Raw genomic sequence first — 26,820 nt, 5'->3', positions numbered from 1 at the left:
GCATGATGGTGGGATCATCACAGCAGACACAATGGCATCTCGCCCCAAGACCAGCGAACCGACTCTTCGTCCCACTCTCTTTGTGGAGTGTTAAGTGTACTATATGACTGATAGCCGCCGATAGTGCATCCGAAAATTGCGTTGTACCAAGGCGAACGCCAAAAAAATGCAACATTGCGTGCAGGGGGCGGCGCTCAAAAATCAACGGCGATGCCCTTGCGCTCCCAGTCGCCGAAGCGGGTCGGGTCCAGCTCCTCGTCAGAAGGGCGCGGCTGCGCCGGGGCTTCCTCGGGCTGGGGCACCGGCGGGCTTTTCGAAAGGTAGCTCGGCGGCTTGAGATGATCGGGGCGTTTTCCCACGCTTTAGTGCTCCGTTTTCGCGCCAATGGCACGCGGTTCGTGACCTGATGATGCCATAAGCGGCATTTCCCGGTCACGTATCGACTTTAGCTGTTATAGGGCCAAGCCATGTCCCGCCCAACCGCCAAATCGCAGCACGTCCCTCAAAATGCCCAACCTGCCGGTCTGCCTGCGCGGCGAGCGGCGCTTAGCCTGCTCGATGCCGTGATCCGGCGGGGGCAGCCGCTCGAACAGGCGCTGGGGGCTGCGGCCCGCAACATCAGCCATCCGCCAGACCGCGCCTTGGCGCATGGCATCGCGGCCGGGGTGCTGCGTTACATGACGGAACTGGATGCGCTGATCGACAGCGCAACCGCCCGTCCGCTGCCCGTGGACGCGAAGGCGCGCATGGTGCTGCGGCTGGCGCTGGCGCAGGCGCTGATCCTTGAAACGCCGCCTCACGCCGTGATCGCCACATCCCTGCCGCTGGTCGATGGCGGGCCACGCAAGCTCGTTCATGGCGTTCTGGGCACCTTGTTCCGGCGCCAGCTGGCCCTCCCCGAGGCGCCTCGCCTGCCGGACGAAGTTGAGGCGCGCTGGGGCGAGGCGTGGGGCGAAGAGGTCGTCGGCGCGGCGCGGCAGCTGATCGCGCACCGCCCCCCGCTCGATCTCACATTGCGCGATGCCGGAACGACTGACGAATGGACGGAGCGGCTTGGCGGCGTGTCACTTATGCCCGGTCACGTCCGTTTGCCGGCGGATAGCGAGGTAACAGCCCTGCCCGGCTATGCCGAGGGGCAGTTGTGGGTGCAGGACCTCGCCGCCTCGCTTCCGGCCCGGCTGCTCGGGGCGGGGGGAGGCCGTTCCGTGCTCGATCTGTGCGCGGCGCCTGGCGGCAAGACCATGCAGCTTGCGGCTGCGGGCTGGACTGTCACCGCTGTGGACCAGTCCCAGCGCCGGCTGGAGCGGATGCAGGCCAATCTCACGCGCACCGGGCTTGAGGCAGCGGTGCTGCGCGCCGACCTCACCAACTGGGCGCCTGACGCGCCTGTCGACGCGATCCTGCTCGATGCGCCCTGTAGCGCGACCGGCATTTTCCGGCGCCACCCGGACGTGCTGCACCGCGTTGGCCTGCGACAGATTGCCGAGATGGCCGAGATTCAGGCGGCGCTCGTCGCACGCGTGTCGGGCTGGCTGAAGCCCGGCGGGGTGCTGGTCTACGCCACCTGTTCGCTGGAGCCGGAGGAAGGCGAGGCGCAGATGGCCACCCTGCGCGCGAACCATTCTGAGATGCTGCCACGGCCGATTGACACGGCCTTGCTGCCCGAGGGGCTCGTGGCGGACGGGCATGTGCTGCGTCTTCTCCCCGGCGCGTTGATGCCGGCGGGCGGGCTTGACGGCTTCTTCATCGCCAGCCTGTCCCGCTCTGACTCGCTTTAGGGCGCGCGGGCCCCAATCCATCCACAACTTTCGGCCTGTGGCAGTTGCACTGTCCGAATCGCAGGGTTAAGCGAAATTCATGATGCCATCCGTGCGTATTTCCCCGTCGATCCTCTCCGCTGACTTCGCACGCCTGGGCGAGGAGGTCCGCGCCGTTGACGAGGCGGGTGCCGACTGGATCCATGTCGACGTGATGGACGGGCATTTCGTGCCCAACATCACGATCGGCCCGATGGTCGTGAAGGCGCTGCGGCCGCATACCCAGAAGCCGCTTGACGTGCATCTGATGATCTCGCCGGTGGACAGCTTCCTCGATGCGTTTGCAGAGGCCGGCGCGGACATCCTGACGGTGCATCCCGAGGCCGGGCCGCACATTCACCGCACCGTGCAGCGCATCAAGGCGCTGGGCAAGAAGGCGGGCGTTTCGCTCAATCCGGGCACGCCGGCCAAGATGCTGGACTATCTGCTCGAGGATCTCGATCTGGTCCTCATCATGAGCGTCAACCCCGGCTTTGGCGGCCAGAGCTTCATCGACAGCCAGCTGCGCAAGATCGAGGCCGTGCGCAAGGCCATCGACAAGACCGGCAAGGAGATTGCGCTGGAAGTCGACGGCGGCGTGGATGCCGTTACCGCGCCGCGCGTCATTGCGGCGGGGGCCGATGTGCTGGTGGCGGGCACCGCGACCTTCCGGGGTGGCCCGGCATCCTATGCCGACAACATCCGGATGCTGAGGGGCGGATGAGCGCCCGGCCGCTCCCCACGCCTACGCCGCCCCCGGAACCGCCGGTGGAAGACGGTATTGAGCGGGGCAAGCGGCTGATTCGCGTCTCGGACGATCGCGGCGTGTCCCTGACCGAGCGGCTCGCCAATCATTTCTACCGCCTGAGCTGGGCGACGCCATTCCACAATATGCGGCTCAAGGGCAAATATCCGCTCAAGCTGCTCGCCGTACCGGATGACGGGATTCCGGGCGACGCGCGGGCGGGCAAGGCGCTGCGGGCGGGCTATTTCCTGTTTCGCGGCCTCAAGCAGCCCGTGGCCACGCTGGACTGGCGCCGCATCGAGCAGCCGGCGGAGTTCGTGGATTATCTCCACAGCTTCCGCTGGATGCGCGATCTGGCGGCCGCCACCACGCGGGACAATGCGGTGCCCGTCGCCGAGGCGCAGATGCGGGCCTGGCTGACCGCCCATGCCGAAAAGCCGACGGACCCTGCCTGGCGTGCCGATAATGCCGGCTGGCGCATCCTGTATTGGACGGCCTATTCGCCGCTGATCCTCTCCAGCAACGATCTCGTCTACCGCAGCCTGGTGCTCAACAGCATCGCGCGCACGGCGCGTCATCTCGATCGGGGCGCGGACAAGGCGCCGCTCGGCCTGCCGCGCGTGATTGCCTGGACCGGCATCGTTGCGGCCGGCCTGCTGCTGCCCGGTGGCGATCCGCGACGGATATTTGGCGAGGCCGGGCTGCGGCGTGCGCTGGAGACGGGCTTTTCGAGCGATGGCGGCATCATTTCCCGCTCGCCGCTGGAGCAGGTCGAGGCGATCACGCTGCTGGCGATGCTGCGCGCCGTCTATGACGTCCGCCGCGCCGACCTGCCGGCCTGGCTGGCTGAAACGATGGAGCGCATCGTCGCGGCCCTGCTCGGCATATTGCATGGCGATGGCGCGCCCGGAAGCTGGCAGGGCGGGGCGCCGCTCGATCCCGCACGAATCACCGCTATCGTCGCGGCCTCCGGCATCCGCGCCCGGCCGCTGCGGCAGGCACGCGACTGGGGCTATCAGCGGCTGAGCGGCGGCACGACTGTCGTTCAGGTCGATGCGGCCCCGCCGCCGGTGGCCCGGCTGGCCTCCAATGGCTGCGCCTCGACCACGGCGCTGGAAGTCTCGGATGGGCCGGTGCGGCTCATCGTCAATTGCGGCGGCGCGGCACTGGCGGGCGCTTCTCTCCCGGCTGATCTGACCCAGGGTCTGCGCACAACGGCGGCGCATTCGACGCTGGTGCTGGACGACACCAATTCCACCGCGATCCTCCCCGATGGCGCGCTCGGTAAGGGCGTGAGCGAAGTGGAGCTGGATCGGCAGGAGCATGAGCAGGGCAGCCGGCTCGAGATTGCGCATGATGGCTATGCGCGGCGCCTTGGCCATTTGCATCGGCGCACGCTGGTTCTCACGCATGAAGGGCGGGAGCTGCGCGGCGAGGACGTGCTGCTGCCCGGCAGCCGCCGCCGCAAGCCGGTCAGCTGCCCGCTCGCCATCCGCTTCCATCTCGGCCCGGATATCGAGCCGACGTTGACCGCCGATCGGCAGGGCGCCCTCTTGCGCTTGCCGAGCGGTGCCTTGTGGCAGTTCCGGGTCGGCGCCGGGGAACTCGCAGTGGAAGAAAGCCTCTGGGTGGACGGCGAAGGCAGGCCCCACCCCACGCAGCAACTCGTGGTGAGCGCCACCACGGGGCCGGGCGGAACAAGCATCGGCTGGCTGCTCAAGAAATCGGGATAAGGACAAGACAGATGCAGGATGTGACGATCCGGCGGGCACTCCTTTCGGTGTCCGACAAGACCGGGCTATTTGAGCTGGGCGCCGCGCTGGCGCGCCATGGCGTGGAACTGGTTTCCACCGGCGGCACGGCCAAGGCGCTGCGCGAGGCGGGGCTTGAGGTGCAGGATATTTCGGACCTCACCGGTTTTCCCGAGATGATGGACGGGCGCGTCAAGACGCTGCACCCCAAGGTCCATGGCGGCCTGCTCGCGGTGCGCGACAATGCCGAGCATGTCGCGGCGATGGAGGCGCATGAGATCGGCGCGATCGATCTCGTCGTGGTCAATCTCTATCCCTTCGCCGCCACCGTCGCCAAGGGCGCCGACCGGGACGAGGTGATTGAGAATATCGATATTGGCGGCCCTTCGATGGTCCGTTCTGCGGCCAAGAACCACGCCAGCGTGACGATCCTCACCGATCCGGCCGATTATGCGCGTCTGATGGACGAGATGGACGAGAAGGGCGGCGCGACCAGCTATGATTTCCGGCGCCTCTGCGCCGCCAAGGCCTATGCCGCGACCGCGGAATATGACGCCATGATCGCAAGCTGGTTCGCCACGGTGGATCAGGGCGAGCCGTTCGCGCCGCGCATGGCGGTGCCGCTGCGGCTCGGCCAGTCGCTGCGTTATGGCGAAAACCCGCACCAGCAGGCCGCGCTGTATCTGCCGGCCTTCGCGCCCGAGGGCGGCCTTGCCGACCACCGGCAGGTGCAGGGCAAGGAGCTGAGCTACAATAATCTCGCTGACGCCGATGCGGCGATGGAGCTGGTCAGCGAGTTCCGCGAGGGGCCGCCGACCGTAGTCATCATCAAGCACGCCAATCCCTGCGGCGTTGCCACCGGCGAGACGCTGATCGACGCCTATCGCGCGGCCTTCCAGTGCGACACCGTCTCGGCCTTTGGCGGCATCATTGCGGTCAACCGGCCGCTCGACGGGCCGACGGCCGAAGCGATCACCGAGATCTTCACCGAAGTCGTCTGCGCGCCGGATGCCGATGATGCCGCACGCGCCGTGTTCGCGAAGAAGAAGAATCTGCGGCTCATCCTCACCGGCCCGCTGCCCGATCCGGCACGCGCGGGCATGACGATGAAGTCCATTGCGGGCGGCATGCTGGTGCAGACGCGCGACAATGGCCGCATCAGCCGCGATGACCTCAAGGTGGTGACCAAGCGGGCGCCGACCGATCAGGAACTGACCGACTGCCTGTTCGCCTGGACGGTCGCCAAGCATGTCCGCTCCAATGCCATCGTCTATGCCAAGGATGGTGTGACGGCGGGCATCGGTGCCGGGCAGATGAACAGGCGCGATTCCTCCCGCATCGCGGCCATCCGCGCGCGCGAGGCGGCCGAGGCTGCGGGCTGGAGCGAGCCGCGCACCGTCGGTAGCGCCGTAGCGTCCGATGCCTTCTTCCCCTTCCCCGACGGCCTGCTCGCAGCGGCCGAGGCTGGCGCACGCGCGGTGATCCAGCCGGGCGGGTCGCTGGGCGACGACGCGGTGATCGCGGCGGCGGATGAGGCCGGGCTGGCGATGGTCTTCACCGGGATGCGTCACTTCCGCCACTAAGCTGTGCCGGCAGAAGTAGGCATGCAGCCGGAGCGGGCCTCGGTCCGCCCGGTTCTGCGCGCCGGCGGGTTGATGCCGGGCGCCGCGATGTGACATGGTGCGGCTTCGCCCGCCCTGCCACTGCCCGGATCGATGCTCTTGTTTCTTCAGCCTGTTCCCGTCCTGCGCCTGAACCTCATCTTCCTCGCTCTCTTCTCCCTGCTGCTGGTTGCGGTGCCCGGGCCGCTGCTTGCGCAAAGCGCGACCAAGCCGACGCCCGGCTTCATCCGCGTGCGGCTGGAGACGGACATGGGCAACATCGTGCTCGCTTTGAACGCCCGTCGCGCGCCCAAGACGGTCGCCAATTTCATGATCTATGTGGATGATGGCCGGCTGGACGGGACGAGCTTCTACCGGGCCTTCCGCCGCAAGAACGATCCCAAGTCGGGCTTCGTCCAGGGCGGGATCGATACCGAGGCGCGGCGGGTCTACTTCCCCACTGTGGAGCTGGAGCCGACCGATCAGACTGGCCTCAAACATCTGGATGGCACCATTTCCATGGCGCGTCACAAGGAGCCCAATTCGGGCACCGGCAACTTCTCCATTCAGGTCGGCGCCAACCCCACGCTCGATGCAAGGCCGGGCTATGCGGGCTATGCCGCCTTCGGCCAGGTGGTCGCGGGCATGGATGTGGTCAGGCGCATCATGGCGCGCGACACCTGCTGCGGGCGCGGCGTGATGTTCGGCCAGATGATCAAGGACCGCGTTACGATCAAGCGTGCCGTGCGACTCGATGGCACGCCCAAGCCGAGCGGCGTGGTGAAGCCCTGGCTGGTGAGCCCGCGCGGCGCGGTTCGCTAGCGGCTGAGCAGCGTTCGGGCCTGTCCGGTCAATTCCGCGACCATGGCGGCAGAAGGCGCGGCGGCCTGCCGGGCGCGGGCGATGAAGTCCGTGAACTTCTCCACCGCAACCTTGTTCTCCGCGAGCCAGCGATCGAGATGCTCCTCGCTCGTCTTCGCGCCGGCGCGGGCCAGGAAGCCGAGCCGCATCTGCTGCAATTCCCGCGCGCTGCCGGCAACCAGCAAGCGTTCCCACGGGTCGCTCGGCGTCATCTGGGCGGCGAGGGCCTGAAGCCAGTCGATGCCGAGCAGGCTGCCCAGCCGCGTGAAGGCGGCGGCAACGCTCAGCGCGTCCTGCGACCCCTTCTGCGCGAGCAGGGCAAGGCCGATGGCGCCATCCATCTTCACGAGCATCACGGTCCGTTCGGCCAGCGCATCCGGCACGCCAAGGCTGGTGAGCATGGCTCTCATGGCTTCGGCGGCCTTGAGCGGCTCGGGCTGTAGCAGACTGTCGACCTTGGTCTTGAGCGTGTCGATGGCGCCATCGAGCATTGCCATGGCTTTGTGCGGCGCGATGCCGGTCGGCAAGGAGCGGTGCGCATCGCCGATATGGCCTGCCATCGCATTGGCGACGCTGCGGTAGAGGGCGAGCCGCGCCTGCTCGGAGAGATCGGCGCTATCGATATCGTCCCAAAGCTGCCGCACGCCGAACAGGCGCTCGGCGATCACGAAAGCATGGGCGATTTCATCGAGCGAGCAACTGGCTTCCTCGGTGAGGGCAAAGGGCAGAATCACGCCGAGGCGATTGACGATGCGGTTGGCGATCTTGGTGGCGATGATCTCGTCGCGCAGCTGGTGAGCGGCAATCGCATCCCCCTCGTGCTGCTGCATCAGGGGCGGGAAGGCACCGATCAGGTCGCTTTCCAGCGCAGGATCGCGGGCAAGGTCGCTCTTCTCGATGGCGTCCTGCAGCGTCAGCTTCGCGGTCGAGAAAAGCACGGCCAGCTCCGGCCGCGTTAGCCCCAGCCCTTCGCTAGCGCGGCGCACCAGCTCCTCGTCAGGGGCAAGACCCTCCACCTTGCGGTCGAGATGCCCGCCATCCTCCAGCGTGTGGATCAGGTGGACATAGGAGGCGAGGTCCGCGCTCCCCCCCTGCTCCGCAATGGAGAGGCCGAGCGCCTGCAGGCGGTTGTCTTCCAGAACGATGGCGGCGACCTCATCGGTCATGGCTCGCAGCAGATCGTTGCGCGCCTCCTGCGCAAGCCGCCCTTCAGCGACCTCCTTGTTGAGCGCGATCTTGATGTTCACTTCATTATCCGAGCAATCGACGCCCGCGCTATTGTCGATGAAGTCGGTATTGATCCGCCCGCCCTTGAGCGCATAGGCGATGCGCCCGGCCTGGGTGACGCCCAGATTGGCGCCCTCGCCGATCACCTTCGCGCGCACGTCCTCGCCATCCACCCGCAGACGGTCGTTCGCGGTGTCGCCGACCTCGGCGTTGTTCTGGTTGGCGGCCTTGATGTAGGTGCCGATGCCGCCGAACCAGAGCAGATCGGTCTCCGCGCGCAGCAGCGCCGAAATCAGCGCCGCCGGCTCCATGGCCGTCTGGTCGGTGCCGACCAGCGCCTGCATCTGCGGGCTGAGCGGGATGCTCTTTTCGCTGCGGGCGAACACGCCGCCGCCTTCGCTGATCAGGCTTTCCTTGTAATCCGCCCAGCTTGAGCGCGGCAGCTTGAACAGGCGCTGGCGCTCCTTCCAGCTGGCGGATGCATCGGGGTCGGGATCGATAAAAATATGGCGGTGGTCGAACGCCGCGACCAGGCGGATGCTCTTGCTGAGCAGCATCCCATTGCCGAACACGTCGCCGGACATATCCCCCACGCCGATCACCCGCACCGGGTCCTTCTGCACGTCGACGCCCATTTCAGCGAAGTGGCGCTGCACGCTGATCCAAGCCCCGCGCGCGGTGATGCCCATCGCCTTGTGGTCATAGCCGTTGGAGCCGCCGCTGGCGAACGCATCGCCCAGCCAGAAATCATGATCGATGGCGATGGCATTGGCGACGTCCGAGAAACTCGCCGTGCCCTTGTCGGCCGCCACCACGAAATAGGGGTCGGCGCCGTCGCGGATGACCATGCCCTTTGGGTGCACGGTCTTGCCCTTGACGATATTGTCGGTGACGGAGAGCAGCGCCCGGATGAACACGCGGTAGCTCTCGGTGCCTTCGGCCAGCCACGCATCGCGGTCGCTTGCCGGGTTGGGCAGCATCTTGGGGTAGAAGCCGCCCTTGGCGCCCGTGGGGACGATGACCGCATTCTTGACCCGCTGGGCTTTCATCAGCCCCAAGATTTCGGTGCGGAAGTCGTCGCGCCGGTCGGACCAGCGCAGCCCGCCGCGGGCGATGCGCCCGGTGCGCAGGTGGATGCCTTCGACGCGCGGCGAATAGACCCAGATCTCGCGCCAAGGCAGCGGTTTGGGTAGGCCGGGCACCAGCGCGCTGTCCAGCTTGAAAGCCAGCGCCTCCTGCGCGGCCGGGGTGAAGGCATTGGTCCGCAGCGTGGCGTTGACCACCGCGCGGTAGAGCCGCAGGATGCGGTCTTCATCAAGGCCTTTGACGCCTTCGAGTGCGGTATCAATGGCTGCGTTGATCGTCGCGGCGTCTTCAGCATCCTTGCCGCGCGCAGGATCGTGCAGCGCGAAGAACAGGTCCACGATCTGGCGGGCGATACGCGCCTCGCGCCGCAGCGTTTCGACGACGGTCAAAAGGCCGTAGGCAAGCCCGGTCTGGCGCAGATAGCGGAAGATGGCGCGCAGGAAGACGATGTCGCGCGGCCCCAGCTGCGCCGTGACGATCAGTTCGGCAAAGCGATCATTTTCCGCCCTGCCTTCCAGCACGGCATCGAGCGCCTCGCTGACAATTGCCGCGCGGTCGAGCACCTCGGCCGCGGGGCCGCCATCCTGCCGCTCGAGGGTGAAGCGCTGGATATGGCCGAGCGAACCCTCCGCGCCCGCGCTGGTGCTGCGCTCCTCCAGTACCCGGAAGCCGAAATTCTCGAACGCCGGCACGGCTTCTGACAACACAAGCGGTTCAAGCGAATAGATCTTCACGCGCAGCTGGTGGTCGCCATCCTGCGCGATGCGGTAGAAGCGCACGCTGCGATCATCGGGGCCGGTGAGTTGGTGCAGCGCCAGCACGTCGCGGGCAGCTTCGTCCGGCCCGGCGCTTTCCCGGTAGGACATCGGGAAGGTCGGCGCATAACGCTGGGCGAGGACGGCGGCGCGCGAGCTTTCGCCTAGTTCGATGAGCCCCTGTTCCACGGCTGGCGTCCAGCCGCGCAGCAGTTGCGCGATCTGCAGGTCCAGCGCCTCGGCGTCGGGCACCTGTCCTTCATCACGCAGGTCGAAGGTGAAGCGCACCAGCGCCAGACCGCTTTCCTCCAGCGCGATGGACCAGCCGAGCAGGCTGGCGTGCGCCGCCGAGGCGATCAGCGCGGAGATACCTTCGCGACGGCTGGTCGAGAGGTCGTCGCGCATCATCCAGACGAAGGCGAAGAGGTGCCGGCCGAGCACATCGCTCACCAGCTCCAGCTTGGGGCGGGGCCGGTCGGCCAGCGACATGGCGGTGAGCGTGATGCGGTCCCGGTCCTGCGCGCTGAACGCCAGCATCAGGTCGTGCGGCAGGGCGGTGAGGGCGTGGACCAGCGATTTGCCGGCATGACCGGAGGGATTGTAGCCGAACCGCGCCATCAATCCCGAAAGCGTGTCGCGCAGGATGGGCACATCCTCTGGGGCGGTGGCGAGCGCCGCGCTCGTCCACAGACCGGCATGGATGGAAATGGCGGTGATCTTGCCCTCTTCCCGCACCGGCACAAGGAACAGGTCGATCAGCACATGGCGATGGACCTTGGCCATCATGTTGGATTTGAGGATCAGTGGCCCGGCATGGCCAGACTCGAACCAGGCCAGGGCGGCAGCGGCGGACTGGTCCGAAAGCACGGGGCTTTCGGCAGCCCGGCAAATGCCCTTGCGCCGGCTTGGCTGGGCATTCGGCGTCCAAAGCTCGTGCCCCAATTGGGTGAGATTGCCCTTGAGCAGCCAGCGCAGAAAGTCGCCGCCTTCGCCGGCGCCCAGGCGATTGGCATCGCCATTGAGCGCGTCGATCATCGCCCGCCAGTCGCTCACCGCCGCGCGGACGTGGCACAGGGTTTCCTCCAGCGCCCGGCAAAGCTCCCGCCGACCGCGCGCGTCTATGCGGTCGGTCTCGATATAAATCAGCGATTCGCGGACGGCGCCGTCCTCATCGCCAATGGCCAGCAACCCGCCGTCCTCGTTACGCCGCACCGGGAGAATCGGGTGGGCGAGCACGTGGATCACCAGATCGGCCTGGCTCAGGCAATTGCCGATGCTGTCGACAAGAAAGGGCATGTCGGCGTTGATGATGGCGATGCGCTGCCGCCGGCTCGCGGCGCCTGCACTGCGCTCATCGGTCAGGCTGTCGATGAGGATGGCGCTCTCGCCATCCTTGCGCATTGCGGCGGCTTCCAGCACGAAGCGCGCCGCCTCGTCCCATTGGTCCGGTTGGGGCGATTGTTGCTCGCTTTCGAGCACGCCCTTGGCCAGTGCCTCCGCGATGGCTGCTGTCAGCGCGTCGTCGCGATTGGTCTTGATGGTCATGGACATCCTCTTCCACTTGTGCCGGCCCTTGTCTGCCTAACGCACATCTGTGGAAGCAGTGTCGGGCCTGTGTGGTTAAACCCCGCCAGCAGGGTCCGCAACCGGACCCTTGCTCGGCCTGCTTATGCTCCGCGCCTGCTCAGGATGCCGGAATCGCCTTGGCTGCTTTCGTCAGAACCCGTTCGGCCAGCTGGTCGGCGCCGTCCAGCGCTGCCACCATGGCAAGTGAGCCATCGGCCTCTCGCCGCATGATCACCACGGCCAGCCCTTCGCCGTCCATGGCCAGTTGATCGGCGGGGAGGGCAGGGGCCTGCTTCAGCACCCGGCGGGAGCGCATGATGGCCTTGTGCGGCTCTTTGGGAGCTTCGTTGCGTCGCGCCGCGCGGACCTGCGCCACCACGCCCTTGAGGCCGCCCACCGTGGCATGAAGATGCGCGATCAGGGCGCCCGGCTGCATCCGCGCGTCGAGCGCGAACTGGATGGCGCAGACGAACTCGGCCAGGCGCGTCTTGTCATAGTGCGTGCCGAAGACCAGCTTCACCAGCGCGGTCAGCGGGCTGCGAGGCTGCACGGCTATGCCAGAGTCGGCGAGCAGCGCGGCATAATCCTCCCGCCGGGCGGCGGCGACCTGCGCCAGCGCATGCGCGAGCCCGACCGCGCGGTAAAGCGCGTGGCGTGTCCGTCCCTCCTGGGCATGGGCGGCCATGGCGGCGTCGCGCGCCAGGGCCAGCATGTCGGCCAGCGCCGTGTCGTGGTCCGGCAGGGTGATCGTCTCGCTGGTCAGGTCCAGCGCATCGTCGGTCGGCACGTCTTCGGCGAAATCGGTTACGGACGCCGCTGCGATCGTCTGCGCGGAGGGGCCGTCAGCCCAGATGGCGGTCGCGTCGGTCGTCCTCATACGCACCGGCGAGGCGGCCTCGGCCTGTGCGATGATGCTTTCGGTCAGCGCATCCGTCGCGACCTCTTTCCAGTTGATCACGCCATAGACGAAGTCGATCGCGTCATCGCGGGTCGAGAAGGGCATCATGATGCCGCGATACATGACCTCGACGCCGCGCTGGTTGGTAAACTCCGCCTCGAACCCGATCGGCGCGGCGTTGGCCACGATCTGCAGATAATGGTCGGTCAGGCGGGAGAGCAATGTGCGGGCCGGAACCTGGCTGGCCCGGCGCACGGAGGTGTCGATATCGCACTGCGCGGCCAGAGCGGGGCCGATGAAGGCAATGGTCGGATCCTCGACGCCCGCCGTGAAGTCCAGCAGCACGCTGTGCGAGCCGAAATCCTGAAGTTCCTCGGGATTGAGATCCTCGATACTCGGCAGCGACCGGTCGCGGAGCAGCGAGGACCAGTAATTATAAGCGCGGATGTGCATGCGCCGCTCGTCGAAGCGGACGAGCGGAGGGGCATCCATGGCTTCGTCCAGCGTGGTGACCGCATCGGCCGGGCTGTGATGTACGTCCATTCGAGGATTCGCCTGTGGTCGCGTGCAAGGGGCGAACCCTGCGCCATGAAGGGTAAAGGCCCGGTAAAGGCACCAAATATCGCCGCCGGCCCGCGCGATACCACAGGCGAAAACGCGATCGGCGCTTGCCATGCCCGGCACACGCTGATAAGCGCCCCGCCTGCATGATCGTGCGCCGCACCGGACACGCATCATGATGATCGCCGGTTTGCCGGCGAGCCGGAGCCGCTTTAGCTCAGCCGGTAGAGCATCGCATTCGTAATGCGAGGGTCAGGTGTTCGAGTCACCTAAGCGGCACCATTCCCGGTCAAAGATGGGCAATTGGCCTTTCGTTGATACTGCGGCAGAAATCACTGCCGTCTCGATGGTGGATTGGGAGCCACGCACTATGATGTGGGGTTCGCTGCCCTTATCCGGCGCTGCCCCAACGATCACTTCATCAACGAACATGCGCACATAGCTCCGCCGGAGCGGCGATTCATCATCCCGGAGCCTGTCGCGAATGAGCTGACTGAAACGCTTGATTAGGTCGGGCGTCAGGATCGTTCCGCCGCGATTGAGTTGGCGCTCCAGCAGATTTGCGCGTTCGGACAAGGTCGCGATGCGTGCCCGGTGCTCGGAGAGCTTTTCAGCCAATGCGGGGTCACGCGGGCTCATGATGCCCTGAGCGACGAGATCGAGCAGGCGGCTCAAGGCGGCCTGTGAACGGTCCGTTTCCGCGCGGCACTGACCAAGCTCAGCGCGCTGCCGTTGCTGAGCTTGGTCTGAGACGTCCATCACGCGGGCAAGAAGCTCTGCAAGACGCTCCTGCGTGAAGAGCTTTTCGAGCAGAGCGTCAACTACGATGGCGTCGAGTTTCTCAACGCGGACGGCGGGGCACTTGCAGCTGCCGGCGCCAGCATTGGTCCGCCGATTGCATCGATAATAGCGATATCGTCCTCCCTTTCCGGTCGCCATGGTGAACCCTGCACCGCAGTCAGGCATGCCACATCGGACCTTTCCGGTAAGGAGCGTTGGCCCTGATACGATCCTGGGCGCTGTAACTTTCGGGCTGCGCTTCGCGCGGGAGGTCGCGATTCTTGCTGCCTGCTCTGGATCGATGATCGGCGGACACTCGACCCACACCCAGTCTGTTTCCGGCAACTTGTCGCCGTTTTCATCGACAGTCATGTTCGAGTAGCGCCCGAGATAATGAGGCTGGGAGAGGATGCTCGCGATCGTCCCGTTGTAGAATGGCTTCCCTCGCAGCGTGTAGCCGCGGTCGTTGAGCCAGCCGGCGATGGCGCGCCCGCCCATGGGGCCTTCGCCCTCGCCATGATCGGCCAGATCGTAGATCAGCCGCACCACGACCGCTTCCTGTTCGTTGATAAAGAGGCGCCGCTTCTCCTTCTTTCCACGCACTTCCACGGTGCGCGCTTCGTAGCCGAACGGAAAACGCCCTCCGTTATAAAAACCTTCCTCGGCGTTCGCCCGCATCGTTCGGCGCGTATGTTTCGCTGTCTCCCGCGCAAAATGTTCGTCGAACATGGCGGTCATGTTGCCAAGCATCTGGCCGTTTGAGTCATTTCCGAATGACTGCGTCACGGAGAGCAGAGCCACGCGTGCCTTGCTCAAACTGTTGCGGGTGTTCACATGGGTCTCGAGGTCGCGCCATAGACGAGATTGCGCCCAGCCAATGATTGCTTCAACCGGATGATCCGGCGCCGTCGCCAGTGCGATCATCTGGAGAAATTTTGGGCGGCGCTGGTTTCGACCGGAGGCAGCAGGCTCGATGAACATCTCGATGATCTGATAGCCGTGGTCATGGGCATAGCTTTCGACAGCAGAAATCTGGCTTTCTATGCTCGTGCGGTTCTCCTCCTGTTCGTCAGTGGACACTCGAACATAGCCGAATGCCGGCAGGCGCTTTGTCTTGGTCATGATGTATCCTTGAAGAGATCGAGCAGCTCGGCTTCGAGCCAGGAGACGATGAGCCTGGCCTCCTCGACGGAGGGCGCCTCGAACGCGCGGTTTTCAAACACAATCCTGGTCGCCGGTTCATCACCGGGTGAAGTTGCTGCCACATGGTCTCTAGCCGTTGCCATGCGTCTTTGAGTGGACGTCGAGAATCGATATTCCTAGGAAGCCCAGCGGCGCCGGCAGAACTGGTTGAAGGACTGGCTTGCTTCCGGGACAAAGCGCGCAGATCATGTGGTCTGGTACGCCAAGTTAGCTAGCGCTCAAGCCCACGATGCTCGATCCCGATACTTTTGCCGAGCTGGAGCGATCGCTGACGGATGTCCTTTTCCTCCCTATCGCGACGCTTGGCGAATTCACGCAACGTATTCGCGAACTTGGGCGGCCAAGGATGCTCGTCCCCCGCGCGCGCTCGGCGGGCGACTTCGACCATCAAGTCATGGATTGCTGGATCGGAACGCCAGCAGTGCATGAAGAACGCCGCCTCGCGCAGACCGGGATCCGTTTGTGAGGCCGGCGTTATGGTGAGACGACGATCATCTGCAAACTCGGCGAGCAGCGGGTTCCTCGCAAGGCAATAGAGCAGACTCTTGAGCGCTTGCCCTGGCACGCCTTCACGCGTGAATGCGGGCATGCGCAGCGCTCCCGCCGGAGCGGCATGCGAAGGCGGAAACGAGGTGCGCACGCCGCCAAAACCGTCTGCGAATTGTCCGGCTGTCTGCACACCGGTGATCGTCGAGGCCGTAGATGTCCGGGCGGGCGAAGCGGCTTGTGTCGGCCGGGTGCGGAGCTTTTCGGCTGACGCGGTAGCGGCCGCCGCAGCTACCTTTTTCAAATCGGACTTCTCTTTTTCCCTTCTCTCGGCGAGCTCGAACAATTGCTGCATGGATCGGTACGCGTTCAGTGCGCGCTGTCGCAAAGCGCCGTCGAGCGTCGACGGATAACGGACCAGAGGCGGTTCGATTGCCTCTGCTTCCGGGGGCGGTTCGCGAAGGATCGTGCTGCTGAGCTCAATCGTTGTGAACCGTGCGGGAACAGCGAATCGATGCCGCGCAAATCTCGCCGAAACAGCATGCAGAGGTAAGCGCACGGTCGCTGTCAAAGGCAGTGGCAACGAGGCACTCGGCGTGGCTGGCAGTCTCAACGGCAAAGTTGGCATCTTGGGGGTGCTGACCAGCTGGGCTGGCAAAAGCAGCGGGCCGGTCAGGGGTTCGCTGCGAACAGGAAGAGAACAGCTAAAGGGACTATGGGGCGGCTGCACTATCGCCGATGTTGACCGGATTGCGGTGCGCATTGGAAGAGCCCCGAGGTGCTGGGTCGCAGCGACCAACGTTGCCGGTAGTGCCCAACATTCCATACCCATCGGCAATCGAGTGCTGAGCAGCTTATTCTGGTCGGTGTACAGTGGGCCGACTAGAAGTGGGCGCGGGATTCCAGGTAAGTAAATGACGGCGGACAACGGCGCAGGTTGCACGGGTGCAACTGGCTTCTTGCGAGGAAAGGAACCGTGATCGAACATAACGTGCGCGTTGACCGCCAATGGCGGCGATGGGGGCGGAATAACATTGTCGGCGAGGGTCCCGCGCGTTGGTATTGCGGGAATGGCGATCAACGCGAGGTCTGATCCCGGCTGGGTAAGATCGGCGAAGCTAGCTTTGCGCTTTTCAAGCGTATCCCTGAGCCTAACCAGAGCCCTCTTCTTGCTGTTGAGATCGGCAAGCTTGCGGCGCAGGTGGTTCGCTTCAGCTTTCTTGCGATTGCGCAGGTCCGCAGGAACATGTTTGCCGCGAAGCACTTGCGCTGATCGGGCTGGCCCCAGATGCTCGCCAGCCTGACGATTGAGCCCACGATTGGCGTAAGATAGCGCCGTGTACGCCATATCGCGCTGGGCTTCTTCAGCTGCCATCGTCTGAGCATGGGCCCATAGGGTGCGCAATGCCGTCAAACCGGCCTGACCATCCAGTTCCCGGATCATGCTGTCGCCAATTTCCCATTCATTCTCAGCGATCCTGCGCACCGGGCGAAGGTTGAAGAGGATATGAGCGTGCGTATTGCGCTGGTCTCCAGTCGGCGAGGGCGTGTGGATGGCGGCCGTGTAACCAATGTCGAGCGGATCGAACACAGTACGAAGGAATGTCTGCAACGCCGCAATTTGTTCGGCGGGCGCGGCATCCGCATCAAAGGCCACGATCGCTTCAATCTGGATCTTAGCGTTTTTGCGGGTGGATGCTGCCTCGATGACATCCCAGGCATTGCCCATTTCATAGGTATTAAGCCCGAGGTTGGAAAAGATGAGGGGCTCGCCGTGCTCATCGGCGAGCACCGCATCAGGCCGCGTGATATACAGAAGCCGCTTTCTCGCGCAGCCGGGCTTGAAAGCAGGGCTTTTCCGACTGATGTAGCTTTGCTGGTAGTGGACGCCGCGCATCCCGCTGCGGTCGACTTCCCAACTCGAACCGTGGGAAATTGCGCGCTTAGCTCCCGGCGCAATCCTGATCTCGTTCCTCTTGCCCTCCTCCCCCCTAACGGGAGGCTTGACCCGGACCCGCACGGCAAATCGAATATGGTCCCGATAGCCCTGTTCAATTTCGCGCATGACGGCGAATGCTGCTGCCCGATCGGCTTTGGCGGTCGCCAGTTTGCGCTGACGCGCATTGGCTGCCGCCTTGGCCTGAGCGGTCTCTTCACTGCGATGCTGCACCATGGCGAGTTCGAGATTGGCCGCGGTTGCACGGATGCAACGACCCTTTGCCGTTAAAATCTCGATGTCACTTGATGGATCGGGCGGGGTCCTTCGCGAAGCAACTCTCATGTCCGAATTCGAAGAATTCATTTATTGCGCACCCCGCCTGAAAAATAGAATTCGCTTCAAGATGTGGCCAGTGTCATAGTCCTTCGGTGCATCACTGGCCTGCCAAGCTCGGTTAGCGGAGCAAAATCCATGAAGCGAGGAAGCCCAGAACGGTGCGGCTTCCTCTAATAACCTGCCGCGATACATGAGGTGGCCACCTCCCGGACATCGGGCGGACTGCGCGCGTCCGACGCTGGGCTTCCTGGCTTTTGGGATTCTCGAGGCTCATCGCGAGCGTCATGAATGAGACGCCACAATCACCTCAGGCGCTAGAGCGATGGCTCGAGAATGAGCTTGCGCATGTGCTGGGCGACAGCACGGTGCTGGAAGCCCAATTGACGACCAGCGAAGGCGAGCAGACAGCGGTTGGATGTCACCCCAACCATCATAAATTTGCGCTCGGCGGCGTCCTCGCAGGGGCCGGTCTCCGCGTGGCCGATATTGCGCTTGTACATTGGTGGCTTACGCAGCCCTGGACCGAGGCGCTGTCGCTCATTCGGGATGACGCATCGCCCCAGCAGCCGGCCTATTTGCTGCGACGCCTGTCTCAACTTTCCTTCCTTCGCCCGAGCGCTGCGGTGCATGGTATGGAATATCTGCACGACCATGGTTTGTTGGTAGATGGTCGTCTTCCAGAAAACTGGTTGAGGGAGGGCGGCAAGTTTGGTCTGGGCTTGCCACTCGCCAAGGCTGGCCTTCGTGCAGAGGATCGCCATGCTTTCGCAGGACTTTGGACGATCGGCTTCGAGGCGCTGGCCGACCTGATGTCCGCGATCGCAGCCTCCAAGCAGGACAGACTTGTCGATCTGTTACGGCCCCTGCTCGATGCCCATCATGATCGGCTCGCATCGCGCGGTAAGCAATCCACCTATCTACGCGCCCGCGCCCGATATCTAGCCAACTGCGAATCTTTCGCGGCCTATGATGGACAGGACCAGCTCAAACGCTGGCGCGACCTGCCACCAACATCCGGTCAGGGATTTCTAGCCACGGCAACTGCCCGTGCGCTTTCTGTGGATCAGCCTGATTTTCTGACGCGTGGCGACGCGGCCGACTGGCTGTTCAAACACGGCGCCAATCTTCGGTTCAACAAAAGAGAAGGACACACATGACGATCCGCGCAAAGCTCGGAGGGATCGAGCAAGACATTAACGATATTGAACCGATTATTCGCGAAATCGACACTATGACCGAACAAATCCTCGCCCTCGTTCAAGCGCCCGGTGGACAGAAACTTGAGGCTGGGATGCAACACCTGCCGAAACTCAAAGCATGCTATGACGCACTCGTAGACCGCATCGAAATCGTGCGGCTGTGGAATGAGCAGGAAGAACGCGACTTTGTCGAGTCCATGCGGCGCTTCGCCCTCGATTGGAAAATCCAGCGGCCGTGATCCTCCCAAAAGCAACGACCTCCATTCCGGCGTAACCCTCAAAATGGAGAGGGCGCTGCCAAGCGCAATGGCCGGGCACTGGACGTCATCAGGCACTTGGTCGATCATCTGGAGCAGTTATGTCTTGATATCGTCCTTGATGATCAGGCTTTCGATAGCTTTGAGCGGCGGATTTGCCAGTCCAGGAAACAGGAAAGTCTCGATCGAATCTGGTCCAGCGAGGAGTTGGATATTCGCCTTAATCGTCTTCTGAGCTGCGAGGCCAGCCTCGACCAATGGACGCCAGCCGTTCTTCATCTGCCGTCGGCGGCGGATCGTCTTGACTGGTTCCTGCGTTTTCGGACGGAGGGCCTGTTCCGGTTATTTATCCTGCGGCGGCTCGACGACGTTATCGCTCTGTTTCCATGGTTGTCCGCGCGCATGACGCTGTTCAAACATGTACCGCTCGGCCTGCCAGGGGTAATGGCACAACTTTTCGAGCTCGGTCGAGCCTGCGAAATTGGCCGTGAATTGATATGGCGCATGCACGAGCCGAACGCTGATGGCCAGGATGCCCGGCTCGGTTTGACGAGCGCGTATCGACGCATCAAGAACGACGCGCCGCAAACAGCGATCGTCGAGGAGAGCCGGCTCGGCACAGCGATTGTTGACGCCGGTGTCAGTCACGCGATGCTGGCTCGCGCGATGGCGGGTGATTATCTTGCGAGGGAACATCCGCTCACCCAAGTTCGCTTTGGTACGTGGGATCCCGATCCGGTTGTGGCATTCAGCGAGGATCGGACGGTGGCATCGACACGGCGAGCCGAGGATGACAAACATCTCCATCGCCTGACCAGCCATCACGACAATCATTATGCCCGCTTTTACGGCCGCACCGTGCTGGAAGCGATTTTCGGCGCGCTATTCACCGTCTTTTCCTCAAGCAGTAAGCGAAGCGGAGTGCCTGGTACGACTGACGATGGATCCCAGCTACCGATGGACACGCTTCGTGCGGGCAAAGCGATCCTGCGCAATATCGACCCGAGCAAGATCGAACTTGATAAGTTTGAGCACGACCTGCGTACCGGACATCGTTATGGCACTTCTCCGGAAACGGTCGGTGCTCATGCCGTTCGCAAACAACTATGTCAGCTCAAGTCCAGGGTGCATCGCAGCGCGATCGCGGCTTCGATCACGATGCATTGGGACCCCCGAAATTTCGCGGACGATCGCCCGTTGCTCGATCTTATATCCAGGGGTGTCGAGGCGGGCAGCGCGCCGATAGCCGATCTCTTTCTGCCGGGCCTCTGGTTCTGCCGGGACGTTGATCTGCCCATCTGGTCGTGGCTCGCGTCTGGAGCCAATCCCGCCGGGGCACCGCAAGCGATGGCCGCCAAGCGTGACGAGATCGCGTTTGAGGTACGCCAGGCGCATCGCTGGGCACCAAATCTCTATATGCGTGGTATCCCAACACCGCTTGCGGTCAAGATCGCATCCATTCAGGCCATCACCCCTACATGGCTAGGTCTCGATCATAAGTTTGCCGAAATTCAGTAGGCTTCCTGGCTTCGTCGATTCTTGTTCCCCACCGCTACGGTGGAAAGGAAGAGAACATGGTTGAAACAACATATGATCCGCGCCGGCCGGCAATGACAAGTGAAGGGGAGATCTTCCAGGTCGATCCCAAGGAATTGACCCTGTCTCGCTGGAATCCGCGATCGCGAGAGGGAGCGGCGCAAAGCGATTTGGAAGAACTCGCTGAATCGGTGCGTCAAAATGGGCAGCTGATGCCGGCAATCGTCATGCGCCTGGGCGACGGCAGGCTTGAACTTGTGGCTGGGTCACGTAGAGCCCAGATCGAGCACCTGGAAGACGAGATCGACGTTGCTGAGCGAAAGATCCCGTCCGATGTTCTGGAATTGCGCCGAATCTACGCGATGGCGCTCATTGAGAAGGCGCCGTCTTACATATCGCAAATCATGGTCAATGGACAGAGTTGGGTCGAGATCTCCTCGATCGCCACGACCGATACGTTTGATCAGCTCATCAAGAGTTCGAATGTCTATTTAAGGTCGCCACAAGGTCATCAGACTCAGCTCAATCCTTCGATGATTGCGGCGGAGGTTGATCCGTCGCGAACCTATCAGGAACGCAAGAAGGAGATTGAGCAGAGGGCAGTTGGATTCAGGAATACCGCCGCCAAGAAGCTCCGCGCCTTGCGTGCGAAAAGCGCGAGCCTTCGCGCCGCCAAATTCAACGAGATCATTCGGCTCAACACCGATGGGCTGGACGAACTCTTCAAGGCCTTCGGCAACAGAAGCGAACTCGCGCGCTTCCTTGTCCTCGAAGGGCATCTCGACGACACATATTATCAATACACGTCGCTATTCCATGCGGGCCGCCTGTCTCCGAACGACAACAAATATCTGAAAAAGATTCGTGGCTTCATCACGCCAGAACCAGGCTTCCCGATCGATAACCCTCAAGAAGTTATAGCCGCGATGCGCGATGAGGATTTCCGGCAGAGCTACGTGCTCAACGTCAAAATTGTCGATTGCCTGCTGTCTGATCCGGCATCCTATGGATCTCACGTCGATGCCATGTTTGGCTATCTGTCGTCAGAATTCGAAACGATTGATGCGTTCTTCACGAGCTATTACGCTTCCGGGACGCAGGTGCCCACATTTGTCGCCGGCATGGTCCGGTCATGGCCTGGCTTCATCCCCGCGACCCTCGCCAACCCCAGGCATCTGTCCCACCTCGCGCAACTGATCGCGCAGTTACCGCTCACCACACTTGAGGCGTTGCCGGGAAAATACGCCGAACTTTCGGAATTCCTCGCGGTCAATCTTGCTGAGATACTGGCGCTGGGCGTCGGCTGCGAACCGTCGAGGCTGGAAGCGCTGGGCTTCGAATTGGAAAGCCTGCGCAGCGTCGATGGCTTCCCCGGCATCGCGCGCTCACTTTTCGAGGCGGGCCGTTATGCGCTCACCATCGACAATCTCGACTACGCCTTTGAGGCCATCCTGGGCGAGGGCGACATGCAGTCCCTGCACACGCGGCATTATACCACCATCTCCCAGATCGCGAACGCCCCGCTTACTGCCAGGATCGAGCGTGAATTCGCGGGCCATCTGAAGCTCGTCCTGCTGGGCCTCCCCGAAAATCGGCAAGAAAGCACCGCCACCATCCTCGCTCTCCTCGCGCGAGACGACGCGGATTTTGACGATCTGGTCGCCTTCCTCCGGACGCAGTCGGGCGTGATCCCCATTTTGACGGATGTGCCGGCGCGCTTCCAAAGCCCGGCGTTCCAACTGGGCCGGATCGCTCCGTCCTGGGAGAACGTCCGGGCTTTCCTCTCCAGCGAGGCATTCGATGCCGAGAGCCTCACCACCTTTCTCAATATGGACGCGCCGCAAGCGGCGCTTTCGGCCGAACCAATGCCCGAAGACGAAGGCGCGCCGTCGCTCCATCGTTTCCTTATCGAGAATGATGGACTGACCGAGGCGGCCTATCGGAATTACGTTCGAGCCTTGCCGGAAAGCTTTTCGCGATTCCCGGAGGGCGTGGACGCCGCCAAGCTGCGAATCGTGATCGAAGAGGGAAGAGTCGCCTTTTCGGGTGAAGCGCTGGATTTCCTCAGCGCCCATGATGACCTTCGGCTTGCCTTCGCGACCAGAAACATCGAGTCATTCCTGGAGACGCAGGCCAATCTTTCGATCGACGACGATTTCCGCGAAGCCCTGCTCGGCAGCCCGATCAGTGACGAACACAAAGTGACGGTCATTCGATCGATGGATCTTGCTCAGCTCTCTGGACTTGCGACACGGGCGCGCATCGTGGGCGCCATACTTGAAAGAACCGGAGCCGACCTGCCCGGGCTCAGCGCGGGCCCCGCGCGCGTTATCATCTTGGCCACGCGACCGATCGAGGTGCAGGTCAGATTGTTCAATCGCTACCAGGCACTTCTAAGCGACGACGACGTCCGCGAGATTTTGGCCGAGCTCCCCAGGCCCTTTTCCGAGATCAAGCGAGGCTATGGAATTCCGCTGCTCGAAAACACGCAGACCAACGCTGCGCTCGCAGCCTGGCTCGTTTCGCGTAAAATCATCTCGTCTGTAGGCAAAGGCTGGTTCGGCGAAATTCGCATCAATCTTTTCCGGCGCGACGCCGAAGAATAAATGCTTTCCAAGCTTCAAGCGATTGTGGGGCGCCTAGCTGCGGATTCGGTTTCTCGCGGCAACCGGCAGGTTTCAGTATCAGCGGTCATCCCCGTCCCGGCCGCTGAACGTCGTAAGTTGGTCGGATGCCGCCAGAGGCGAATGCCGCCTCATGGGACGAAGCTGCCGTTAGGTCATACGTTGCGGGCTGCTGCGGCATTCGTGACCATCTGCACCATCGACAATCGCGGATGTGAGGTCTGGTCTGATAGCCTGCATTTACCTGAGACAATAAGATCAAGTTCAAATATGAGCGTAAGTCATCTCCAACGACAGAACTTAAAATCGTTGAGGTAGCATTCGCCGCCGCACGATGAGCCGATGGGGGCACAGGTGGCAGACATAAAGATCGAGGAAGTGGACCGGATCGCTGCGCGGAATTTCATTCGCGAGGACATGGCGCGTCGTTACGCCCCGCACTGTCGCGGTGCCTGATGTGGCCGTCGTCGAGTTCCAGTGTCTCGCTGGCAGGGCGCGATTTGACATGCCGTTCCAGCGCAAAGGTCAGTCCTGCCATGGCCAGCATCGAGAAGGCTGGCACGAACCATTGGCCTTTCATCGCCGGGGCGAGGCTCGTCACCATGAACAGCAGCGCGATCACGCTGAAGCAGAGGCGTGCCTCTCGCGTGAGGTGCGAGCGGTTTTCCTGCATGTGCAGGATGAGAGGGCGATCGCTGTCGTTATCAGCGGGTGGGAGGCTGTCCAGTGCATGACTGGACATGTCCCAGGGCCGTTCCGAAGAACGGCGCAGCAATTGATACATAGGAAAATGCTCCGGCAGAGCCGGGCATGTGCGTGACTATACGCTCAGACCGGCCGGTCCGACAAAAACTAAGTCTGTCAGATCAGAGCCGGAGGCCCGCGCAGCGGCGGGCGGAGATGGAAACTGCGCTTAGGGGCCGGGAAGCGCGTCGGCGCGAAGCCGAGTGCAATGATGAAGGCCAAAGCAGCCGCGAGCAGAGCGGGACTGGCGCTGGCCATCGACGCCATCGACAGCGAGGAGAAGGCGCAGTCGCCCTTGGCCTGCTTGCCGCCTGAGTTCCCATGCTCACCGTCCATGGGAACGACGATCTGCTTTGTAATCGTTTCACCAATCCCGTCATGACAGATCTGGACGGTCAGGACTTTGCTGTTTTGCCCGATCATATAGCCGCTCGGGATAAACGCCTTCATGCACAACGCCGCCAGGACCACCATGAGGGCCAGGACGCGATGCCGCAAAAAGAAGGTGCGAAGCGGGAACATGTGGCTGCCGCCCTTACTGGCCAGGAACGGCAAAGTCATCTTTTAAGAAGCGGCCAAACCAGAGACCGCCATCGGGCAAAATGCTAAGTTCCACAGCCGCCAACAAAGCGGCCATCCGACCGCCCAAGACTGCTCTCTAAAACCTGCCGTCTGTTTATCAGGCCGTGGCGGCATAGCGATCAACCGTTACTGGGATCCTGCCGTTCAGTAACGATAGTTCGAACGGCAGCTCCCGCCAACTTTTTGGTCATTCGTCTGGCTACAACACATGTCCATTAGCGGTCATTCTACGACGCCTCACTTCGGCTGCGTTTTGCGATTTGCCACCAGAAAATTGGCAAGGCTGCGAGCATGGTAAATGCTGCCATCCAGAGAGCTATTTCCGGGAATGGCAGATAGCCGAGGTCAGCGAGCGGGAATGCCGCCGATGGTAAGACGATCAGCAGAGCAAACCTCAGAAAACCTCGAAACGCGGTTATGAAGCCGAGTTGCTCAAGAATGCCTAGGCAGGAAAATAATAGCGTCGCAACGACGTAGCCGACCACTTCGTCACCGATGATCCAAGCCAATCCGCAAACCATCGCTGCGAACAAAATGAAAGTCATGGATAGGGCGAAGCGGTTACTGAGCATGGGCATTCCATAAATCAGTTCTGCTTATCGTGCTATGCTCACCGATAGCCGACAGTCCGCTCTCCACGCCAAAGCGGACGTTCGTTCGCTAGACCCCGGCATGGCCACGATTGGTGACAATCTTGACAGTCGACAAGACGTGGTGTTCGCGGATTTCGTCGTCCTTCGTTTCTGTCAGGCTGCTAGCAACTCGTCGGCGGGGCCAAAAAATTCGTAATGAATGCGGTCTGCCGGCACGCCTGCCAGGGATAGCGCCGAAACGGCATGACGCAGGAACGGGCGCGGGCCGCAGATATAGTAGTCCGCCTGTGCCACGGGGGTGCAGGTAACCAGCCATTCGTCGGTGATGATGCCGGCGGCATCATAGTCGCGCCCCGCGACTTCGTCGGGCAACGGCGCCTGATGAAAGTCATTGACCCGCACATCTTTCCCCCGTGCGGCGAGCGCACGAACATGGTCGCGCATGGCGTGGGTCGTGCGATCATGGGTGCCGTGGACATAGTGGATGGGCACGTCGGCGCCACGCTCGACCAGCGCTTCGAGCATCGCCACCATCGGCGTAAGTCCCACGCCGCCCGAGAGCAGAACCACCGGCCGCTTGTCATGCGCGTCGAGGAAGAACTCCCCCGCGGGGGCCGCAACCTTCAGACGCGTACCAATGGTGGCCGCGTCATGCAGCCAGCCTGACGCCAGCCCATGCGGTTCGCGCTTTACGGAAATGCGATAGGTTTCGCCATTGGCCGCAGCCGAGATCGAGTAGTTCCGCTTCACCGGTAGGTGTCCGGGAATTTCGAACCAGAAGGTCAGATACTGGCCCGGCCTGTGCGCCATGACCGGTCCGCCATCGGCGGGGCGGAGGATGAAGGAGCTAATCACGTTGCTCTCGCGCACAACGTCCGTGACCTCGAACTCGCGCCAACCGTTCCAGCCGCCGTCCGCTGTTTTCTGCTCAGTGTAGAGGCGTTCTTCCCGCGCGATGAGGATGTTGGCGAGGAACCAGTATGCCTCGCCCCAAGCTTCTAGAATCTCGTCGGTTGCTGCTTCGCCCAGCACGGCCTTGATCGCGCCGAGCAGTGCCTCGCCCACATGGGGATAATGTTCGGGCAGGATCTGCAGGCCAACATGCTTCTGCGCAATGCGTTCCACTGCCGGGGCGAGCGCGCCCAGATTCTCTATATTGCTCGCATAAGCCAGGATCGCGCCGGTCAATGCACGGGGCTGCGATCCGGCGTCGCCATGATGGGACTGGTTGAATAGGTCGCGAATGTCTGGATTGCGGAACATGCGGACGTACATCTCGTGGACGATGTCGAGCCCATGGGCTTCGAGCGCAGGAACGGTGGCCTTGACGAGCGCGATCGTCCGATCGCTGAGAGGCTGCGACATCAAATACTCCTGAGATGTGATTTATAAGAAATGGGAGGGGTAGCTCGGGATTAGTGTCCCGGCGGCGCCTGATCGTAGAAATCCACCTGCATCTTCGCGGTCCCAATGGGCGTCACGAAATGCGGCTGCTGCGGGCAGACTAGCCCTGGTCTTTCTGGTGTGAGGGTCACCTCCGAGGGCGGGTCGATATAAGTGAGCGTGAGGGCGCCCTCGATCACCCGGATTACCCCCCATACGCCCGCCTTGGTATCGTGGCGGGCGCGCAGGGCAGCGGGCAGCGTGTCCTGATCGAACACGGGAGTGGATCGATAGGGGCGCGGCTCAGCCAT

Annotated in this window: 20 protein-coding genes and 1 tRNA gene; 10 read left to right on the top strand and 11 right to left on the bottom strand. The window is 62.9% G+C overall.

The window, feature by feature from the left end:
• Positions 1-194: 194 nt before the first annotated feature.
• The gene (locus tag M2341_RS00355; protein WP_264573935.1) at positions 195-359 is read right to left on the bottom strand and encodes a DUF1674 domain-containing protein; all 165 of its coding nucleotides are present in this window, start codon (positions 357-359) and stop codon (positions 195-197) included.
• A 108-nt stretch (positions 360-467) separates the two neighbouring features.
• On the opposite strand from M2341_RS00355, the gene M2341_RS00350 reads away from it, so the two are divergent.
• From M2341_RS00350 to M2341_RS00330, 5 genes are all read left to right on the top strand, one after another.
• Positions 468-1,778: an RsmB/NOP family class I SAM-dependent RNA methyltransferase gene (locus tag M2341_RS00350; protein ID WP_264583807.1), complete on the top strand. Its 1,311-nt coding sequence runs from the start codon at positions 468-470 to the stop codon at positions 1,776-1,778.
• A 79-nt stretch (positions 1,779-1,857) separates the two neighbouring features.
• Positions 1,858-2,520, top strand: coding sequence for a ribulose-phosphate 3-epimerase (gene rpe / locus M2341_RS00345; RefSeq protein ID WP_264583806.1), 663 nt, complete (start codon positions 1,858-1,860; stop codon positions 2,518-2,520).
• A complete protein-coding gene (locus M2341_RS00340) occupies positions 2,517-4,274 on the top strand; it encodes a heparinase II/III family protein (protein ID WP_181561169.1) in 1,758 nt (585 codons plus the stop codon). Before rpe ends, M2341_RS00340 begins: the two co-directional genes overlap by 4 nt.
• Before the next feature lie 11 nt (positions 4,275-4,285).
• Positions 4,286-5,875, top strand: a complete 1,590-nt coding sequence (purH, locus tag M2341_RS00335) for a bifunctional phosphoribosylaminoimidazolecarboxamide formyltransferase/IMP cyclohydrolase (protein ID WP_264583805.1) — start codon at positions 4,286-4,288, stop codon at positions 5,873-5,875.
• A gap of 132 nt (positions 5,876-6,007) precedes the next feature.
• Positions 6,008-6,715: a peptidylprolyl isomerase gene (locus M2341_RS00330; RefSeq protein ID WP_264583804.1), complete on the top strand. Its 708-nt coding sequence runs from the start codon at positions 6,008-6,010 to the stop codon at positions 6,713-6,715.
• On the opposite strand, the gene M2341_RS00325 is transcribed toward M2341_RS00330, so the two are convergent.
• Together M2341_RS00325 and M2341_RS00320 are read right to left on the bottom strand one after the other, a co-directional pair.
• Positions 6,712-11,367: an NAD-glutamate dehydrogenase gene (locus tag M2341_RS00325; protein WP_413715174.1), complete on the bottom strand. Its 4,656-nt coding sequence runs from the start codon at positions 11,365-11,367 to the stop codon at positions 6,712-6,714. The genes M2341_RS00330 and M2341_RS00325 overlap by 4 nt on opposite strands.
• 139 nt (positions 11,368-11,506) lie before the next feature.
• Entirely contained in the window at positions 11,507-12,829 is a 1,323-nt protein-coding gene (locus tag M2341_RS00320) for a hypothetical protein (protein WP_264583802.1), read from the bottom strand.
• Positions 12,830-13,053: 224 nt separating this feature from the next.
• On the opposite strand from M2341_RS00320, the gene M2341_RS00315 reads away from it, so the two are divergent.
• Positions 13,054-13,129, top strand: a tRNA-Thr gene (locus tag M2341_RS00315).
• On the opposite strand, the gene M2341_RS00310 is transcribed toward M2341_RS00315, so the two are convergent.
• The 3 genes from M2341_RS00310 to M2341_RS00300 form a co-directional block, all read right to left on the bottom strand.
• Entirely contained in the window at positions 13,100-14,749 is a 1,650-nt protein-coding gene (locus tag M2341_RS00310) for a recombinase family protein (protein WP_264583801.1), read from the bottom strand. The two genes, M2341_RS00315 and M2341_RS00310, sit on opposite strands and share 30 nt — an antisense overlap.
• On the bottom strand, positions 14,746-14,892 hold the full coding sequence (locus tag M2341_RS00305; protein ID WP_264583800.1) for a hypothetical protein: 147 nt from the start codon (positions 14,890-14,892) through the stop codon (positions 14,746-14,748). The genes M2341_RS00310 and M2341_RS00305 overlap by 4 nt, the downstream gene beginning before the upstream one ends.
• 149 nt (positions 14,893-15,041) lie before the next feature.
• Complete coding sequence (locus M2341_RS00300; RefSeq protein ID WP_264583799.1) at positions 15,042-17,597, bottom strand: MobA/MobL family protein; 2,556 nt, start codon at positions 17,595-17,597, stop codon at positions 15,042-15,044.
• 278 nt (positions 17,598-17,875) lie between these two features.
• Here M2341_RS00300 and M2341_RS00295 point away from each other — a divergent pair, with 278 nt between their 5' ends.
• The 4 genes from M2341_RS00295 to M2341_RS00280 all read left to right on the top strand — a co-directional run bounded on the left by M2341_RS00295 (position 17,876) and on the right by M2341_RS00280 (position 23,189).
• On the top strand, positions 17,876-18,748 hold the full coding sequence (locus M2341_RS00295) for a hypothetical protein (RefSeq protein WP_264583798.1): 873 nt from the start codon (positions 17,876-17,878) through the stop codon (positions 18,746-18,748).
• Positions 18,745-19,029, top strand: a complete 285-nt coding sequence (locus M2341_RS00290) for a hypothetical protein (RefSeq protein WP_264583797.1) — start codon at positions 18,745-18,747, stop codon at positions 19,027-19,029. Before M2341_RS00295 ends, M2341_RS00290 begins: the two co-directional genes overlap by 4 nt.
• Before the next feature lie 96 nt (positions 19,030-19,125).
• Complete coding sequence (locus M2341_RS00285) at positions 19,126-20,565, top strand: hypothetical protein (protein ID WP_264583796.1); 1,440 nt, start codon at positions 19,126-19,128, stop codon at positions 20,563-20,565.
• Positions 20,566-20,621: 56 nt separating this feature from the next.
• The gene (locus M2341_RS00280) at positions 20,622-23,189 is read left to right on the top strand and encodes a ParB N-terminal domain-containing protein (RefSeq protein ID WP_264583795.1); all 2,568 of its coding nucleotides are present in this window, start codon (positions 20,622-20,624) and stop codon (positions 23,187-23,189) included.
• Between the two features lie 421 nt (positions 23,190-23,610).
• On the opposite strand, the gene M2341_RS00275 is transcribed toward M2341_RS00280, so the two are convergent.
• From M2341_RS00275 to M2341_RS00255, 5 genes are all read right to left on the bottom strand, one after another.
• The gene (locus M2341_RS00275; RefSeq protein WP_264583794.1) at positions 23,611-23,991 is read right to left on the bottom strand and encodes a DUF2244 domain-containing protein; all 381 of its coding nucleotides are present in this window, start codon (positions 23,989-23,991) and stop codon (positions 23,611-23,613) included.
• 77 nt (positions 23,992-24,068) lie between these two features.
• Positions 24,069-24,506, bottom strand: a complete 438-nt coding sequence (locus M2341_RS00270; RefSeq protein ID WP_264583793.1) for a DUF2946 family protein — start codon at positions 24,504-24,506, stop codon at positions 24,069-24,071.
• Between the two features lie 254 nt (positions 24,507-24,760).
• Positions 24,761-25,105 carry a hypothetical protein gene (locus M2341_RS00265; RefSeq protein ID WP_264583792.1) on the bottom strand — a complete coding sequence of 115 codons (345 nt, stop codon included), beginning with the start codon at positions 25,103-25,105 and terminating at the stop codon, positions 24,761-24,763.
• 174 nt (positions 25,106-25,279) lie between these two features.
• On the bottom strand, positions 25,280-26,491 hold the full coding sequence (gene hmpA, locus M2341_RS00260) for an NO-inducible flavohemoprotein (RefSeq protein WP_264583791.1): 1,212 nt from the start codon (positions 26,489-26,491) through the stop codon (positions 25,280-25,282).
• A gap of 50 nt (positions 26,492-26,541) precedes the next feature.
• Positions 26,542-26,820 (bottom strand): DUF1971 domain-containing protein, encoded by a 279-nt coding sequence (locus M2341_RS00255; RefSeq protein ID WP_264583790.1) that lies wholly within the window; start codon positions 26,818-26,820, stop codon positions 26,542-26,544.

This window comes from Sphingobium sp. B7D2B (genome assembly GCF_025961895.1).
Lineage (GTDB): Bacteria > Pseudomonadota > Alphaproteobacteria > Sphingomonadales > Sphingomonadaceae > Sphingobium.
The sequence above is the reverse complement of the archived record's forward strand: the minus strand, read 5'-3'. Positions and strand labels throughout refer to the sequence as shown.